The organism is Bradyrhizobium sp. IAR9 (assembly GCF_013408065.1).
Classification (GTDB): domain Bacteria; phylum Pseudomonadota; class Alphaproteobacteria; order Rhizobiales; family Xanthobacteraceae; genus Bradyrhizobium.
Window position 1 is genome coordinate 294056 of record NZ_JACBZW010000007.1, and the last position, 15000, is coordinate 309055.

The 15000-nt window shown below is 65.8% G+C and carries 14 protein-coding genes; 8 read left to right on the forward strand and 6 right to left on the reverse strand.

Annotated elements, in window-relative coordinates; translation table 11 throughout:
• Window positions 1-34: 34 nt before the first annotated feature.
• The 5 genes from GGD67_RS20830 to GGD67_RS20850 all read left to right on the forward strand — a co-directional run bounded on the left by GGD67_RS20830 (window position 35) and on the right by GGD67_RS20850 (window position 5318).
• On the forward strand, window positions 35-577 hold the full coding sequence (locus tag GGD67_RS20830; RefSeq protein WP_179735463.1) for a VOC family protein: 543 nt from the start codon (window positions 35-37) through the stop codon (window positions 575-577).
• Window positions 578-605: 28 nt separating this feature from the next.
• On the forward strand, window positions 606-2243 hold the full coding sequence (locus GGD67_RS20835) for an FAD-dependent oxidoreductase (RefSeq protein ID WP_179735464.1): 1638 nt from the start codon (window positions 606-608) through the stop codon (window positions 2241-2243).
• Window positions 2240-2446 carry a DUF2783 domain-containing protein gene (locus GGD67_RS20840; protein WP_018322660.1) on the forward strand — a complete coding sequence of 69 codons (207 nt, stop codon included), beginning with the start codon at window positions 2240-2242 and terminating at the stop codon, window positions 2444-2446. The genes GGD67_RS20835 and GGD67_RS20840 overlap by 4 nt, the downstream gene beginning before the upstream one ends.
• Before the next feature lie 100 nt (window positions 2447-2546).
• Window positions 2547-2999 carry an EF-hand domain-containing protein gene (locus GGD67_RS20845; protein ID WP_179735466.1) on the forward strand — a complete coding sequence of 151 codons (453 nt, stop codon included), beginning with the start codon at window positions 2547-2549 and terminating at the stop codon, window positions 2997-2999.
• A 33-nt stretch (window positions 3000-3032) separates the two neighbouring features.
• Entirely contained in the window at window positions 3033-5318 is a 2286-nt protein-coding gene (locus GGD67_RS20850) for a heavy metal translocating P-type ATPase (protein ID WP_179735468.1), read from the forward strand.
• A gap of 19 nt (window positions 5319-5337) precedes the next feature.
• Here the strand turns inward: GGD67_RS20850 and GGD67_RS20855 are convergent, their stop codons facing one another.
• On the reverse strand, window positions 5338-5847 hold the full coding sequence (locus GGD67_RS20855) for a hypothetical protein (protein ID WP_246790844.1): 510 nt from the start codon (window positions 5845-5847) through the stop codon (window positions 5338-5340).
• A gap of 509 nt (window positions 5848-6356) precedes the next feature.
• On the opposite strand from GGD67_RS20855, the gene GGD67_RS20860 reads away from it, so the two are divergent.
• On the forward strand, window positions 6357-7544 hold the full coding sequence (locus tag GGD67_RS20860; protein ID WP_179735470.1) for a CaiB/BaiF CoA-transferase family protein: 1188 nt from the start codon (window positions 6357-6359) through the stop codon (window positions 7542-7544).
• Here the strand turns inward: GGD67_RS20860 and GGD67_RS20865 are convergent.
• A complete protein-coding gene (locus tag GGD67_RS20865; RefSeq protein WP_179735472.1) occupies window positions 7541-8263 on the reverse strand; it encodes a DUF72 domain-containing protein in 723 nt (240 codons plus the stop codon). The two genes, GGD67_RS20860 and GGD67_RS20865, sit on opposite strands and share 4 nt — an antisense overlap.
• A gap of 92 nt (window positions 8264-8355) precedes the next feature.
• On the opposite strand from GGD67_RS20865, the gene GGD67_RS20870 reads away from it, so the two are divergent.
• Entirely contained in the window at window positions 8356-8571 is a 216-nt protein-coding gene (locus tag GGD67_RS20870) for a hypothetical protein (protein ID WP_018322666.1), read from the forward strand.
• Between the two features lies 1 nt (window position 8572).
• Here the strand turns inward: GGD67_RS20870 and GGD67_RS20875 are convergent, their stop codons facing one another.
• The 3 genes from GGD67_RS20875 to GGD67_RS20885 all read right to left on the reverse strand — a co-directional run bounded on the left by GGD67_RS20875 (window position 8573) and on the right by GGD67_RS20885 (window position 12454).
• Entirely contained in the window at window positions 8573-9721 is a 1149-nt protein-coding gene (locus GGD67_RS20875; RefSeq protein ID WP_179735475.1) for an amidohydrolase, read from the reverse strand.
• 279 nt (window positions 9722-10000) lie between these two features.
• A complete protein-coding gene (locus GGD67_RS20880; RefSeq protein WP_179735477.1) occupies window positions 10001-11089 on the reverse strand; it encodes a mandelate racemase/muconate lactonizing enzyme family protein in 1089 nt (362 codons plus the stop codon).
• 171 nt (window positions 11090-11260) lie between these two features.
• Window positions 11261-12454, reverse strand: a complete 1194-nt coding sequence (locus GGD67_RS20885) for a M20/M25/M40 family metallo-hydrolase (protein ID WP_179735479.1) — start codon at window positions 12452-12454, stop codon at window positions 11261-11263.
• Window positions 12455-12708: 254 nt separating this feature from the next.
• Here GGD67_RS20885 and GGD67_RS20890 point away from each other — a divergent pair, with 254 nt between their 5' ends.
• A complete protein-coding gene (locus GGD67_RS20890) occupies window positions 12709-13581 on the forward strand; it encodes an outer membrane protein (RefSeq protein ID WP_246784407.1) in 873 nt (290 codons plus the stop codon).
• 54 nt (window positions 13582-13635) lie between these two features.
• On the opposite strand, the gene GGD67_RS20895 is transcribed toward GGD67_RS20890, so the two are convergent.
• Complete coding sequence (locus GGD67_RS20895) at window positions 13636-14886, reverse strand: MFS transporter (RefSeq protein ID WP_179735481.1); 1251 nt, start codon at window positions 14884-14886, stop codon at window positions 13636-13638.
• Window positions 14887-15000: the final 114 nt, after the last annotated feature.

The following is a 15000-nucleotide window of genomic DNA, read 5'->3' on the forward strand; positions in this document are numbered from 1 at the left end:
ATTTCGCAACCGCAGATCCAGGGAGCGAAACGCCATGAAAATCGAGAAGATCCATCACGTCGCCTATCGCTGCGTCGATGCCAAGGCGACTGTCGAATTCTACAAGACCGTCATGAACATGGATCTTCTCGGCGCCATTGCCGAGGATCGGGTGCCTTCGACCAAGGCGCCCGATCCCTACATGCACATCTTCCTCGATGCCGGGAACGGCAACATCCTCGCCTTCTTCGAGCTGCCGAACTCGCCGCCGATGGGCCGCGATCCCAACACGCCGGAGTGGACCCAGCACATCGCCTTTCAGGTCAAGGACCTCGCCGAGCTCGAAGAGGCCAAGGCGCGCGCGGAGGCCGCCGGCCTCGACGTCGTCGGCATTACAGACCACACCATCTTCAAGTCGATCTATTTCCGAGACCCGAGCGGCCATCGCCTGGAGATCGCGGTCTGGACCGCGACGCCAGAGCAGATCGACCGCATGAAGTCGGTCGCGCACGAGATGGTCGAGGAATGGTCGCGCACCAAGCGCCCGCCGCGCCATACCGCCTGGATGCACGAGAAGGAATTCGCCGACGCGCATTGATCCCGGGCACGCGCATCAGGAAGCGAACATGACGAGCTACATCTATCCGAAGTTCGGCTATCGGCGTTCCCAAGAGCAGGCCGAGGGGATCGTGAAGCGGCATCCGATCGTGGTGATCGGCGCAGGTCCCATCGGCCTGACCGCGGCGCTCGATTGCGCGGCGCGCGGCCAGCCGGTCGTGGTGCTCGACGACAACGACACCGTCTCGATCGGCTCGCGCGCGGTCTGCTACGCCAAGCGACCGCTCGAAATCTGGGACCGCCTCGACTGCGCGGCGCCCATGGTCGAGCGCGGCGTGAGCTGGAACGTCGGGAGGGTCTTCTTCCAGGACCAGCTGTCCTACCAGTTCGATCTGTTGCCCGAGGCCGACCACCAATGGCCGGCCATGATCAATCTGCAGCAATATCATCTGGAAGAGATGCTGGTTGCGAAATGCCGGGCCAATCCGCTGATCGAGCTGCGCTGGAGGCACCGGCTCCTCAGCCTCAAGCAGGCCGCCGATCACGCCACGCTGGCGGTGGAAACGCCCGACGGCATCTTCCCCATGGAGGCGCAATGGGTGATCGCCTGCGACGGGGCCAACTCCGACGTGCGCAAGATGGTGGGGGCCGAGTTCACTGGACAGTACTTCCAGGACCGCTTCCTGATCGCCGACGTCGCCATGAAGGCAGATTTCCCGACCGAGCGCTGGTTCTGGTTCGATCCGCCGTTCCACCGCGGCCAGTCCGTGCTGCTGCACCGGCAGGCGGACAAGATCTGGCGCATCGACTTCCAGCTCGGTTGGGAAGCTGATCCCGATGAGGAAAAGAGGCCCGAGCGGGTGATACCGCGCATTCGTGCCATGCTCGGCGAGGACACCGAGTTCGTGCTCGAATGGGTCTCGATCTATCAGTTCGCCTGCCGGCGCATCGACAATTTCCGCCAGGGCCGGGTGTTGTTCGCCGGCGATGCCGCGCACCAGGTCTCGCCGTTCGGCGCGCGCGGTGCCAATACCGGCGTCCAGGACATCGACAATCTCGCCTGGAAACTCGCGATGGTGCTGCGCGGCGAGGCGTCGGAAGCACTGCTCGACAGCTATCACGAGGAGCGCGCCTATGCCGCCGACGACAACATCCTGAACTCGACGCGCGCCACCGACTTCATCACGCCGAAGACGAAAGCGAGCCGCTATTTCCGTGACGCGGTGCTGGAGCTCGCCCGCCATCACGCCTTTGCGCGACCTCTGGTCAACAGCGGCCGTCTCTCGACGCCGACGCCCTATGTGATGTCGGTCCTCAATACCCCCGATGACGACGCGATGATGGGCGGCGTGCGGCCCGGCACCAATGCGGCCGATGCGCCGATCACGGTGGATGGCAAGCCCGCCTGGTTCCTCCATTGTCTCGGCGATGGCTTCACGGTCGTGGCCTTCGGCAAGGAGACCGACAAGACCGAGATCGCGGTGGGTCCCCTCAAAGCGAAACTCATTGTCGTCGGCCGCGACATCGCCGATCCCTCCGGCCTGCTTGCCGAGCGCTACGGCGCTTCGGCCGGGACCACCTACCTGTTCCGGCCCGATCAATACGTCGCGGCACGCTGGACCGGATTCGACGAGGCTGAGATCGCGGATGCGATGTTGCGGGCCTCCGGGCACGACACCGCCGGACGGAAGGAGCTGGCAGCATGACGCTCAATTTGTCACCCAACATCGCCGATCCCGACGACTTCTACGCCGAGCTGATCGACGGCCAGCGAGATCTCGACGAGGAACAGGCGCTGCGGATGAACGCACGGCTGATCCTGTTGCTCGCCAATCACATCGGCGACCGCAAGGTGCTCACGGAGGCGATCGGCTGCGCCCGCACCGGCGGCGGCGTCGAAAAGCCGTAGGGGCCAAGCTGGAGCAAAAGCCGCTTTTTGATTTGGCTCAACGTAAACTCGGTGAAGTTCGACACCTTGTAGGCCCACCCCAAGGATTGGAGGAAGCGCCATGCCAGGTCGAACCATTGCTGCAGCGTTGCTGCTCGCCACTTTGGGCCAGCCGGCTTTGGCTCAATCGCCAGCGGACCATCAGAGCCACCATCCCGGACAGGAGCAGGCGCCGGCCTCGCCGCAGTCGAGCTCTCCTGCAAACCCATCCGCCGAGCGGCAGAGCCCGATGCGCGGTGGAGATATGATGGGAATGATGGGGCGCGGAATGATGGGACAGGGAATGAAGGGGCATGGTGCGACAGGCAGTGACGCCATGGGGCCGCCGGTCGCCTTTCGCATCATCTTCGCGCTGATGGATGCCGATGGCGACGGAACCGTCTCGTTGCCCGAGTTTCAGGTCGCGCACGAACGAATTTTCAAGGCCATGGATCGCGACAAGGACGGGAAGCTCACTCCGGACGAGATGATGGCGTTCATGCACGGGAACAAGAGCGCCGTCCCGCAGCAATAGCGAGTGGAAACCGAAGGGCGGGCGCGCCAAGCCATGTCGTTTGATCGGGTCCTGCGATGGGCTCTGGTTGCGATCGCAATCGCAGGATTGATCGCAGGTATTCTCGCGCGAGCCGCGGGCCGGCCTGATGTAGCAGACTTCGCCTGGGCGCTCGGCACGGCGCCCGTGATTGCGGGATTGGCGGTCTCGATCGTCAAGGATCTCTTGAGCGGCCGCGTCGGCGTGGACGCGATCGCGCTGCTGTCGATGAGTGCGGCGTTGGCGCTCGGACAACCGCTCGCGGGCGCTGTGGTCGCGCTGATGTATTCCGGCGGCAACGTGCTGGAGGAGATCGCGGTCGCACGGGCGGAGCATGATCTGCGATCCCTGGTTGATCGGGCACCGCGCCAGGTCCATCGCAGATCCGGCGAGCGGATCGAGGATGCTCCGGTTGGGGACGTCGCGGTCGGCGAAGAGCTTCTGGTTAAGGCCGGCGAAATCGTGCCGGTCGACGGTGTGGTTGCGTCGGCCTCTGCCACCATCGACGAGTCCGCCGTGACTGGCGAGCCGATTCCGGCGGAGAAGACACGCGGCAGTGCCGTTCTCTCTGGTTCTCTGAATGCGGGTGAGACCTTCCAATTGACCGTGACGGCGATGGCCAGCGAGAGTACTTACGCGGGCATCGTGCGTATGGTGACTGCGGCGCAGACTGCGAGAGCTCCCTTTGTGCGGTTGGCCGACCGCTATGCGCTGATCTTCCTGCCGGTCACACTCGTCATCGCCTTTGTGGCATGGCACATCTCCGGCGACTTGACCCGCAGCCTTGCCGTGCTGGTGGCGGCGACGCCTTGCCCCCTGATTCTGGCCGCACCCGTCGCCTTCATCGCGGGGGTGGCACAAGCGGCCCGCCGCGGCATCCTGGCCAAGGGCGGAAGGGCGCTGGAGGCGCTGGCCCGCGCGCACACCGTGCTATTCGACAAGACCGGTACCCTGACGGTGGGCGGGGCGCGGCTGCTGTCCGTAGAGGTCGCGCCGGGCGAGGATCCGGATGAGGTCCTCAGGCTCGGAGCGTCGCTCGAGCAAGCGTCGCATCATGTGCTTGCGAAGGCCGTCGTCGCTGCGGCGCTCGCCCAGGGGCTCGAGCTGAGGCCGCCGGAACATGTCAAAGAGATCATGGGATCCGGCCTCAGCGGCCAGATCGACGGGCGCAACGTTGTGGCGGGCTCGCGGGAAATGCTTCTCTCGCATGCCGATCTGTCGCCATGGGAGTTGCGAGCGATACGACGTGCCTCGTGGCGCTCGGCGCTGATCGTCTTTGTCGCGGTGGACGGCCGTCTGATCGGCGCGCTGCTGCTGGCCGACGAATTGCGGGCCGACACGCCACGCGCGATCCGGCTGCTGCGCGATGCCGGCATCGCGCGGATGGTGATGGTCACGGGTGATCGCGCCGCGGCGGCGCAGGCCATCGGAGCTGCGCTCGATCTCGATGCCGTGCTGGCCGACCGCGTTCCCGCAGATAAGGTCGAAGCGGTGCGTAGCGAACAGCGGCTGCATCCGACCATCATGGTCGGCGACGGTATCAATGACGCCCCGGCGCTGGCCGTGGCTGACACCGGGATCGCGCTCGGCGCGCGTGGTGCAAGCGCCTCCTCCGAGGCGGCAGATGTGGTGATCCTCACGGACCGGCTGGATCGGGTCGGCGAAGCGATCATCATCGCGCAGCGGGCGCGACGCATTGCCCTGCAGAGCATCTTCGCCGGTATGGGATTGTCATTGGTAGCCATGGTCGCTGCCACCGTTGGCTGGCTCGATCCCGTGCCCGCCGCCATCGTCCAGGAGGTGATCGATGTTGCCGTCATTCTGAACGCGCTGCGAGCGCTCAATCCGCCTCTCGTCAGGAGTGGTCCGCGCCTCACCGCAGAGCAGGGGCTGACGTTGCATCACGATCATCAGGCCCTGCTCAGGGATCTCGACCGCTTGCGCCAGATCGTCGATGCGCTCGACGACGCGGTGCCCGAAGCCGTCGCTGCCTTGATTGGCGAGGCCCATCGACTGGTCCAGAGCAGCGTCGTGATGCACGAACGCGAGGATGAAGACAGCGTCTATCCGAAGCTCACGGAGGTTCTGCGCGACCGCCACGGACTCTCCGCCATGAGCCGTGCGCATCGCGAGATACTGCATCTCGCGCGGCTGCTCGCCCGGATCGCGGAGGATCTGCCGTCAGAGAAGATCGACCGCTACCTCATTCGCGACGCCCAGCGCGTGATCGAGGCGATCGAGACGCTGGTGCGCATGCACACGGCCCAGGAGGAGGACATCTACGAGGCCGTGGCGGCATAGGAGGCAGCGGCAATCGACCTCAATGTTGCAGCGGTTGCCAGCCGGCATGGTCAAAATACTTGCCGTATTGAGCGAGCGCCCGCACGATCTTCATGGCTCCCTGATCGCGGCTGGTCCCGGTCTTCATCGTCGCCGCGCCATCGATGATCTGCTCGAGGACGAGGTGAAGCTGCTGATCGGCCTGCTCGGGCAGCTTGCAGTTTCCGACCACGTCATCGACCTGCGCCTGGATTCGCGTCGCCAAAGCCTCGTATTGCGCAGGCGTAAACACGTTGCTGTGAATGGGTGCCAGCGATTGCCTCATCGCGAGACTGATGTCGTCCATGCCGCGGCGCAAGACATCATCAGTCGGCCACTTCTTGCCGTGGTCGAGCTCCGGCCGGGCGGTCGTGGTTGGTCCTTCATGGCTGTGGGGTCCGGCGGCGAGAGCAGGCTGCCCCAGCACGAAACAGAGCGCGAGGACTGACATCAGGAGTGACTTGGTTGAGATGATCACGGGACTTCCTCCGAAGAGCTTCTTTGCCTTCAAGTGGGAGATTGCGAGATCCAGGAGTTTGCGCTGGAGCAAAGTCGTGGACGGAATGAGCTGCGGCCCCGCGACGCAGGATGCGTCGAGCCAGCCATCAGGCAGTCGTCAGGCGCCCGCTTAGATGAGCCCGTGCAGCTCATCACGAGCAGGCTTGAGTCAGCTCAATGCAACGCAGCTCATCGGTGGCCAGAGTGCGCCAAAATGCCCGTTTGAGCTTTTGCATGCCGTCCTTCCCTCACGATGTTACGGCGCACCTTGAGGCTCTCGTCTTGCTGCGGCTGGTCCTGGCGATCGGTTGAATGAGCATGGCGATGATCCTTGCGCCGCGGTCCGGCGGGTTTCGGGGAAGCGCTCAGACGAGACCTCAGCGCGCACGGTTTCCCTGTCGAGAAGCGTTTCATCAGGAACTGTTCGCGATGCGATGATGAAAGTCGCGCGTGCATCCCGCTTCCCAACTTGCCCTGGCAGCCAGTCCCTGTAATCTGCGGAAAACAACAGGGAAGGAATCGATGGGAGGTGTTCTGGAGGGCGTGCGCGTGCTCGATTTCGGGCGCTATATCGCAGGGCCCTATTGCGCGACATTGCTGGCCGAATTCGGCGCCGAGGTCATTCGCGTGGAGAAGCGCGAGGGCAGCGAGGATCGGTTCGTCGCGCCGGTCGGCGAAGGCGGCGAGGGCGCGTTGTTCCTCCAGGTCAACCGCAACAAGAAGTGCATCACGCTCGATCCGATGAAGCCGGAAGGGCAGGAGGTGATGCGCCGCCTGGTTGCGACCGCGGACGTCGTCGTCGCCAACCTGCCGCCGCAGACCCTGCGCGCGATGAAGCTCGACTATGAGTCCCTGAAGGCGATCAAGCCCGACATCATCCTGACGACCGCAACCGCGTTCGGCGGGCCGGGCCCCTGGTCCGACCGCGTCGGCTTCGACGGCGTCGGGCAGGTGATGTCGGGATCGGTGTACATGACGGGCACCGGCGAGCCGCCGTACCGTGCCGCGGTGAACTGGGTCGATTTCGGCACCGCGCTGCACTGCGCGTTCGGCACGCTCGCCGCGCTGATCGAGCGCGGAAAATCCGGGCGCGGGCAGATCGTCGAGGGCGCGCTGCTCGCAACCGCGCTGTCCTTCACCAACGCGACGCTGATCGAGCAGGCTGTGATCAACGTCAATCGCGTGCCGACGGGCAATCTCGGCCAGACCGCAGCGCCCGCCGACATCTACCGCACCCGGGACGGCTGGGTGCTGTGCCAGGTCACCGGGCATCCGCTGTTCAAGCGCTGGGCGAGGCTGATGGGCGAGGAGGAGCTGTGGCTGAACGATGCCCGCTTTGCCGACGACATCAGCCGCGGCAATAACGGCGCCATCATCAGCGAGCGGATGGCGCGCTGGTGCGCCGAGCGCACCACGCAGGAAGCCGTCGATGCGCTGGGCCAGGCCATGATCCCGACCGGGCCCGTCCTCTCACCGCAACAGGCGCTGGATCATCCGCACATCCGCGCCGCCGGCTTCATGCAGGATGTCGATTATCCCGGCCTACCGAAGCCCGCCCCGGTGACGCGTGCCGCCGTCCGGTTGTCGGAAACGCCGGGCGAGATCGCGAGCCGCCCGCCGACGCTCGGCGAGCATACGGATCGCGTTCTCGCCGAGCTCGGCTATGACGCGGCCGCGATCGCGGCGCTTCGGCAAAGCGGTGTCATCTAGAGCAGTTGCTTCAACGCCTTGGCGTCCGTGGGTGCCGCGCTCTTCTGGTCGTTGTCGAAGTAGACATAGACGTCGCAGCCCTGCCGCTTCCACGACTTGATGCGCTTCGCCCATTGCGCCAGCGCCGCCCTGGTATAGTGCCCGTGATAGCGCCCGCCCGGCCCGTGCCCGCGCACATAGACGAAATCCGCCGTGCGCTTCCATGGCGCGGGCGCATCGTGATGGTCGGACAGGCAAAGCGACATGTTCTCGTCGGCCAGCATTTTGAGGATGCGCGGCTGATACCAGCTCGGATGCCGGAATTCGAAGCTGTAACGCCGTTTCCGTGACAACAGCTTGAAGAAGGAGGCGAGGCGGTCCGCATCCGCCTGGAATTGCGGCGGCAGCTGGAACAGGATCGGGCCGGCCTTGCCGCCGAGCCGCGAGATGCGGTCCTCCAGCAGCTCGAGGCTGTTGACGGAGCGCTCCGACAGGCGCTTCCAGTGCGTGATGAATTTGGATGCCTTCCAGGCGAACACGAAGTCGCGGCCGGTCTGCTCGCGCCAGCCTTTCACCGCTTCAGGCGTCGGCGTGCGGTAGAACACGCCGTTCAGCTCCGTCGTGTCGAACTGTCCGGCGTAGTAGCTAAGCTGCTGCTTCAGCGTCACGCCCTCGGGGAAGAACGGGCCGCGCCAGGAGTCGTAATGCCAGCCCGAAGTTCCGACCAGAACGCGCGCCATGGTTTCCGTGCCCTCCGTTGCCTTTGCCGGAAAGGAACGTCCAGGCAGCCGATACGTTGCTGGTGAACCCGCCAACGCAAGGACCGTAACCGATGTACGCGCTGTTCGAAGGCAACAAGCAGATCGGCGATCCCTTTCCGACCGAGAAAGAGGTGTGGGAAGCCGCCTTGATCGAGGGCCTCGTGACCGACGTTCCGGTCGCGGACGAGGAGGGCGGCCGGCTTCTCCCTGCCGGATATCACGTGGCGCCCGTCGAGGAGACGTTCGCGCCGCGGTCGGATTGGAAGCTGCCGCGCGAGATCTCGTGAACTAGTTCGACGCCAGCGCCGTCTTGGCGACTTCCGCCATCCAGCCGGAGGCGACGGGCAGGATCGCGTCGTTGAAATCGTAGCGCGGGCCGTGCAACTCGGCGCCGTCGCGCAATTCGCCATTGCCGATCCAGACGAAGGCGCCCGGCCGCTGCTGGAGATAGTGGGCAAAATCCTCGCCGGCCATGCTGGGCGCGAGATCGCGCCGTACCTCAGCCTGCACCTTCTCGGCGGCGATGCGCGCAAGCGCGGCCTCATCAGGCGTATTGACCACGACGCCGACGCCCATCACGATCTCGGGTGTCACCTTGACGCCAAAGCTGGTCGCGATGCCGGCGCAGGTCCGTTCGATGCCGTCGAGGATGACGTGCTTGACCGCCTCGCGATGGTACCGCAGCGTGCCGCGGATGGTGACACGTCCGGCGATCTGGTTCGGCGCGGTGCCGCCTTCGATGGTGCAGAGTGACAGCACGGCGGTGTCGAGCGGATCGACGCCGCGCGAGGTGATCGATTGCAGCGCCACGATCAGATGGCCCGCCGCCATCACCGGATCGCGCGTCAGATGCGGCATGCCGGCGTGGCCGGCGTGGCCCTCGATGGTGATGGTGATGCGTCCGCCGGAGGCCATGACGACGCCGTCATGCACGGCGATGGTGCCGGCGGCAAGGCCCGGCCAATTATGAAAGCCGAACACGCGTTCCATCGGAAAGCGGTCGAACAGCCCGGCCGCGACCATCGCGCGCGAGCCGCCAAAGCCTTCTTCGGCCGGCTGGAAGATGAAATCGACCGTGCCGCTCCAACTGGTATCAGTGGCGAGCAGCGCGGCGGCACCGAGCAGCGAGGCGGTGTGCCCGTCGTGGCCGCAGGCATGCATCACGCCTGATGTCCTGGAGGCGTAGGCAAGCCCGGTATCTTCGGTGATCGGCAGTGCATCCATGTCGGCGCGCAAGCCGACGCGGCTGCGCGCATGCCCGCGGGTCAAGGTCGCGACGATGCCGTGGCCACCGATTCCCGCCTCGAAGGGAATCCCGAGCTCGGTGAGCTTGTCCTGCACGAAGGCGGCGGTCTCCTTCTCCTGGAGCGACAGCTCCGGGTGCGCATGAAGGTGCCGGCGCCACGCGGTCAGTTTCTGGTGCAGCTCGGGTGTCAAGGAGGGGATCTTTCGCAAAAGTGTTGGTTGCCGCCACCATAGCGGATTATCCGTGGCCCGCATCAAGCGCGTTGGAATGCCTCGCGTGCAGCAACGCGCTTCGTCGGCGTGAGATCAGGTTCGACGGTGCCGCGGGGAAAGGTGCGCCCCCTCTCCCGCTTGCGGGGGAGGGTCGGGGTGGGGGTGCCTCCGCGGTGGGATTCCCGACGAGGAGAAAGCCCTCGCCCGCGCCCTTCGGCGCGACCTCTCCCGCAAGCGGGAGAGGTTAGGACACCGAGTCTAAGGCGCCAGCTTCGCCAGCCCCGACCAGTCGAAGCTGATGCCGTGCCCGGGCCGGTCCGGCGCCAGCGCCTTGCCCTCCTGCAGCACCAGCGGATGCTCGATATATTTGTCCAGCCCGAACCCGTGCGCCTCCAGATAGGATCGGTTCGGGCAGGCCGCGAGCAGGTGCACGGTGATGTCGTGCGCGCCGTGGCTTGTGACGGGCAGGTTGAACGCTTCCGCCAGCCGCGCGATCTTCATGAAGGCGGAAACGCCGCCGCAATTGGTGACGTCAGGCTCGGGATAGGACACCGCGCCACTGGCGATGTAGCTCTTGAACTCCCACAGCGAGCGCAAATTCTCGCCCGCCGCGATCGGCACGCCGCCCGCTTGCAAGATGCGCGCGTGGCCGGCGACGTCGTCGGGGATGATCGGCTCCTCGAGCCAGGTGAGGTCGTAGGGAACGAACGCCCGGGCGGCGCGGATCGCCTCTTCGACCGTCCATTTCATGTTGGCGTCCACCATCAGCGGAAAACCGTCGCCGAGGTGTTGTCGCATCGCGGAGACTTTCGCGACGTCGGATTTGAGATCGGGCCGGCCGACCTTCATCTTGATGGCGCGAAAGCCCTTGGCGAGATTGCCGTCGGTCTGCCTGAGCAGCGCCTCCACGGAGAGATCGAGGTCGATGCCGCCGGCATAGCACGGGACGCGCGCGTCGAACCCACCGAGCAATTGGTACAGCGGCAGCTTGGCGCGCCGCGCCTTCAAATCCCACAGCGCGATGTCGAGCGCGGAGAGCGCCAGCACCACGGGCCCGCCACGGCCGCCATAATGCAGCGCCCACCAGACGTGATGCCAGATCGCCTCGGTGTCGTCGGCCTCGCGTCCCTCGACGAGCGGAGGGATCTCGCGCTTGAGGATGTCGGCGACGGCGCCGCCGTTACGGCCCACGGTGTAGGTGTAGCCGACGCCCTCGGCGCCGTCGGCATCGCGGATGCGGCAGGTGATCAGCTCGAACGCCGCGATCTCGCCATGGGTGGAGTCGGAGAGCGTGACGGGGAGGGGGATCCGGTAGAGCCCGGTCTCGATATTTGCGATGTGCGGCATGTGGCCTCCCTTCTTGTTTTTGTTTCGTAGGTGGGTTAGCCGAGCAAATGCGCAAAGCGCATGTGCTCGGCGTAACCCACCACTTCTGTCGGCGCGGAAAGTAAAGAGGTGGGTTACGCCAGCGGACTGCGCTTCGCGCAGCCCAGGGCTAACCCACCGTACAGACCGAACTCACCGCATCGTCGCAAGCTGCACGGCCAGCGCACACGCACGGTCGTATTCGTCGAGATTGATCCATTCGTCGATCGTGTGCGCCTCGTTCTGGCCGGCGCCGAAGGTCACGGTCGGAATGCCGTGGCGGACCATCCAGTTGGCATCGAGGCCGCCATTGGCGGTGCGGACGTTCGGCGTGCCGCCGACCGCGGATACGGCCTCGACCGCGCGCTTGATGACGGGCTGGCTGTCCTTCATGCGGAATGGATAATAGTCGGTCTCGGCCTTGAACTTGACCTTGCCGGACTTGCCTTGCGCGTTCGTCACCTTCTTGGCCGCCTTCTCGAACGCGGCCTTGTAGGCTTTGGTGATCTCCTTGAAGAACTTTCCGTCGTGGCTGCGGCTTTCGCCGCGGACATGCACGTAGTCGGTGACGACATTGGTGGCATCGCCCGCGGGGCGGCCCTCGCCGCCGGTGACGGGGCCGACATTGCTGGTGCCTTGCCGCTTGCCCTTCACCACCTTGCCGAACCAGCCGCCGGCCTTCACGTCTGCAAGCGCGAGCGCCATGATCATGGTCGAGGAGATGCCGCGCTCCGGCGCGACGCCGGCATGCGAGGCGCGCCCCATGATCTCGACGGTCCAGCGGTCGGCGCCGACCGCGCCGATCACGACGTTGGAGGCCGAGCCGCCGTCATAATTGAAAGCCATCACCGGCGAGCCGAGCTCGTCCAGCTTGACGTGACGCGCGCCGTAGAGCCCGCTCTCCTCGCGCACGCAGAACAACAGCGTGATCGGCGGATGGTCGAGCTTGTGCTTCTCGAGCTCGGCCGCCAGCGTCACCAGCACGCCACAGCCGCAGCGATTGTCGCCGCCGAGCGCAGTCTTGGCGGAGTTGACGATCTTGCGGCCCGATTTCTTCGGCTTGGCCCCAGCACACAGCGGCACGGTGTCCATATGGGTCATGAACATGATGCGCGGCTGGTTGTGCAGCGCGCCGCGGCCGGGCAGGTCGACGATCAGGTTGCCGGTCTCGGTCGGCACCGGAATGCGGGTGTTGGCATCGTCGAGCCGGATGGCCTTCGCCGCCACGCCGCTGTCCTTCAGCGCGGCGGTGATCTCACGCCCGATCGCCGCCTCCTGTCCGGTCACGCCCTCGACGGCGAGGAAGCGCATGAGGCGGTCGGTGGCGGCTTTGGTGTCGACAGGCATGAGTTCATTCCCTTGATGCGCGATGCTTGTCAGCATCCCTTGCAGCGCGCCGTTGTGCAAGGCGGGCTCGACGCATGAGGGACGGCGCTGCGTTGCCATGCGCGCATGGTCCCGCAGATGGCGTCGCGTCGCGCGAACACAATGTGTCCGGATGTTGCTGTCAGGTGACAGCGTCGGCTGCGATTCGCTTCTAACTTAAGGGTGTTTCGTGGCGCCGCGGCACGCCGATATTTGCCGAAATGCTGGGGACGACGATGCGGATCGCGGCCATTGCCGGAAGTGCCTTATTGTTCGGTGTCGTGGCGGCAAATGCCGCGGATATGGCGGTCAAGGCGAGACCCGTGCCGGTCGCTGCGCAGATCTTCAACTGGACCGGCTTCTATGTCGGCGCCAATGTCGGCGGCGCCTGGACTCCCGGCACCGGTGACAGCGATTTCGGACCGCTGTTTCCCGCTTTCGGCGTGCCGCCCCCGGTCGCACCCGTGCTGACGATTGTTCCCGAACAGAGGGGCATTATTCCCGGCGACGGCCGCCACAGCGGTGTCATCGGCGGCGGCCAGATCGGATACAATTGGCAGGTCCAGCAGTTCGTGCTCGGCGTGGAAGCCGACGCGGTCGGCACCGGCTTGAACGGAAGCAGCGGCAGCGCTTCGCGTACCTTCGGCGCCCCGACATTTGCGCCGCCGGTGACGCAGACAGTGACGGTCGATTTCGGTCATATCGACTGGATGGCCACCTTCCGCGGCCGCGCCGGCGTCACGGTGGACCGGGCGGTGTTCTACGTCACCGGCGGCGCCGCCGTTGCCGAGATCGGCGGTTCCAGGACCACCGTTGTCAACGGCCCGGGTATCGGCATTCCGGCGGGAACGTTCACGGCAACGAACGGCTCGACCACGCGCTGGGGCTGGACCGTCGGCGGAGGCATCGAGTGGGCGTTCACCCCGAACTGGAGCCTGGCTGGCGAATATCGCTACACCGACTTCGGCCGCCGCAGCGTCGCCTTCACCGTTCCTGATGGGTTCGGCGGCGTTTTCGCGACGGGGACGTCAAGCTCGCGGCTGACCGTCGAGCAAGCGACCCTCAGGGTCAATTATCGCTTCGGCGGGCCGGTGGTCGCCAGGTACTGAGCTTGGTCGCGGGGATGCTCTGAGAGCGTGCAAGGATGGGGTTGAGCGAAGCGCTCAGCCGGTCCCGCGAAGTGGCAGCGTGTAGGCCAGGAAGACCAGCACGCCGATTGCCAGCATTGCTGCCATGAACAGCAGCACCGCCGGCAATCCCGCGAGTGCTGCTACCGCGCCGGTCACCGACTGCACCAAGGCGGCGCCGAGGAAGAAGGCGAGGTTCACGGCCGCCAGCGCTTTGCCGGTAGTCTGCGCGTCGACCAGCTGCCGCGACATGCCGAATAGCAGCGGCTGGGCGGAGGTCGCAAGGCCGATCAGCACAAACAGAACGAGGTCGTATTGCGGCGGCATCACGGGCACGCCGAACAGAACGGACACGGGGTAATGCGGCGCCCCGAGCGCCATCAGCGCCAGCAGCACCGCCCCGGCCATATGCGAGCCTGCCACCAGCGCGCGGCGGCGGCCGAGCCTGCGATCGATCATGCCGATGCACAGGGGCCCCGCGATCATCGCCAGGGTGAATGCGCCAAGCTGATTGCCGGCCTCGACCCGCGACAAGCCCTTGACGTCCATCAGCCACGGTCCGCCCCACAGGCCGCGCAGCACCAGCGAGGTTGCCAGCGACACCAGCGCGAGCGCAATCAGCCCGCGCAACGGACGTGAGAGGCCGAGCCTGAGCACCTCGATCATCTGCGACAACGGCGAGGAATCGTCCTTGTGCTCGGCCGGCTGCTGCGGCACCAGCGCGAACACGGCGAGCGCGACTGCAACGCCGCCAGCCGCGGATATCCAGAACCCGGCGCGCCAGCCGTAAGCGTCAACCACGAAGGCGAGCGGGCTCGACGACAGCAGCATGCCGATATTGCCGATCGACAGGATCGCGCCCGACCACAGCCCGAAGCGGCCCGCCGACAATTGCTTGGCCGCCAGCGTCATCGGGCACATCAGCATGCCGGACGTGGCAACGCCCAGCATGAACTGCCCGACCGCAAAGCTCGCAGCCCCCGTGGCAAAGCCCGACGCCACCGCGCCGAATACGGTCCCCGCGAGCAGGCTCAGCGACACCGGCCGCACGCCAAACCGGTCCATCGCCGCCCCGACCGGGATCTGCGCTGCGGCAAAGGCGAAAGGATAGATCGAGGTGAGGCTGGCGAGGGCTTGCGGCTCGATGTGGAAATCCGCGGCCATGAGGTCGAGGCTGACGGCGGGAATAGTGCGCAACAAGGTCGAGAGCATATGGCCGCAGGCGAGCGCGAGAAGTGCAAAGATCAGCGTGCGGGTGGCGGTGCCCGCGTCGTCGGTGGTGGCCATGAGCGTCCCGTCCCGGAAGGTTTGGATGGGCGTACATGATGACGAGGCGGGCGCCAATGGCGGCAGCGCGACCCCCTCATTCCGGATTGTGGCGTCTCGGGATCAGCGCGCGGA

Bases quoted from the DNA above. Each gene is read 5' to 3' on its own strand.
- GGD67_RS20830 (WP_179735463.1), top strand. From the start codon at position 35: ATGAAAATCGAGAAGATCCATCACGTCGCCTATCGCTGCGTCGATGCC.
- GGD67_RS20835 (WP_179735464.1), top strand. From the start codon at position 606: ATGACGAGCTACATCTATCCGAAGTTCGGCTATCGGCGTTCCCAAGAG.
- GGD67_RS20840 (WP_018322660.1), top strand. From the start codon at position 2,240: ATGACGCTCAATTTGTCACCCAACATCGCCGATCCCGACGACTTCTAC.
- GGD67_RS20845 (WP_179735466.1), top strand. From the start codon at position 2,547: ATGCCAGGTCGAACCATTGCTGCAGCGTTGCTGCTCGCCACTTTGGGC.
- GGD67_RS20850 (WP_179735468.1), top strand. From the start codon at position 3,033: ATGTCGTTTGATCGGGTCCTGCGATGGGCTCTGGTTGCGATCGCAATC.
- GGD67_RS20860 (WP_179735470.1), top strand. From the start codon at position 6,357: ATGGGAGGTGTTCTGGAGGGCGTGCGCGTGCTCGATTTCGGGCGCTAT.
- GGD67_RS20865 (WP_179735472.1), bottom strand. From the start codon at position 8,263: ATGGCGCGCGTTCTGGTCGGAACTTCGGGCTGGCATTACGACTCCTGG.
- GGD67_RS20870 (WP_018322666.1), top strand. From the start codon at position 8,356: ATGTACGCGCTGTTCGAAGGCAACAAGCAGATCGGCGATCCCTTTCCG.
- GGD67_RS20880 (WP_179735477.1), bottom strand. From the start codon at position 11,089: ATGCCGCACATCGCAAATATCGAGACCGGGCTCTACCGGATCCCCCTC.
- GGD67_RS20885 (WP_179735479.1), bottom strand. From the start codon at position 12,454: ATGCCTGTCGACACCAAAGCCGCCACCGACCGCCTCATGCGCTTCCTC.
- GGD67_RS20890 (WP_246784407.1), top strand. From the start codon at position 12,709: ATGCGGATCGCGGCCATTGCCGGAAGTGCCTTATTGTTCGGTGTCGTG.
- GGD67_RS20895 (WP_179735481.1), bottom strand. From the start codon at position 14,886: ATGGCCACCACCGACGACGCGGGCACCGCCACCCGCACGCTGATCTTT.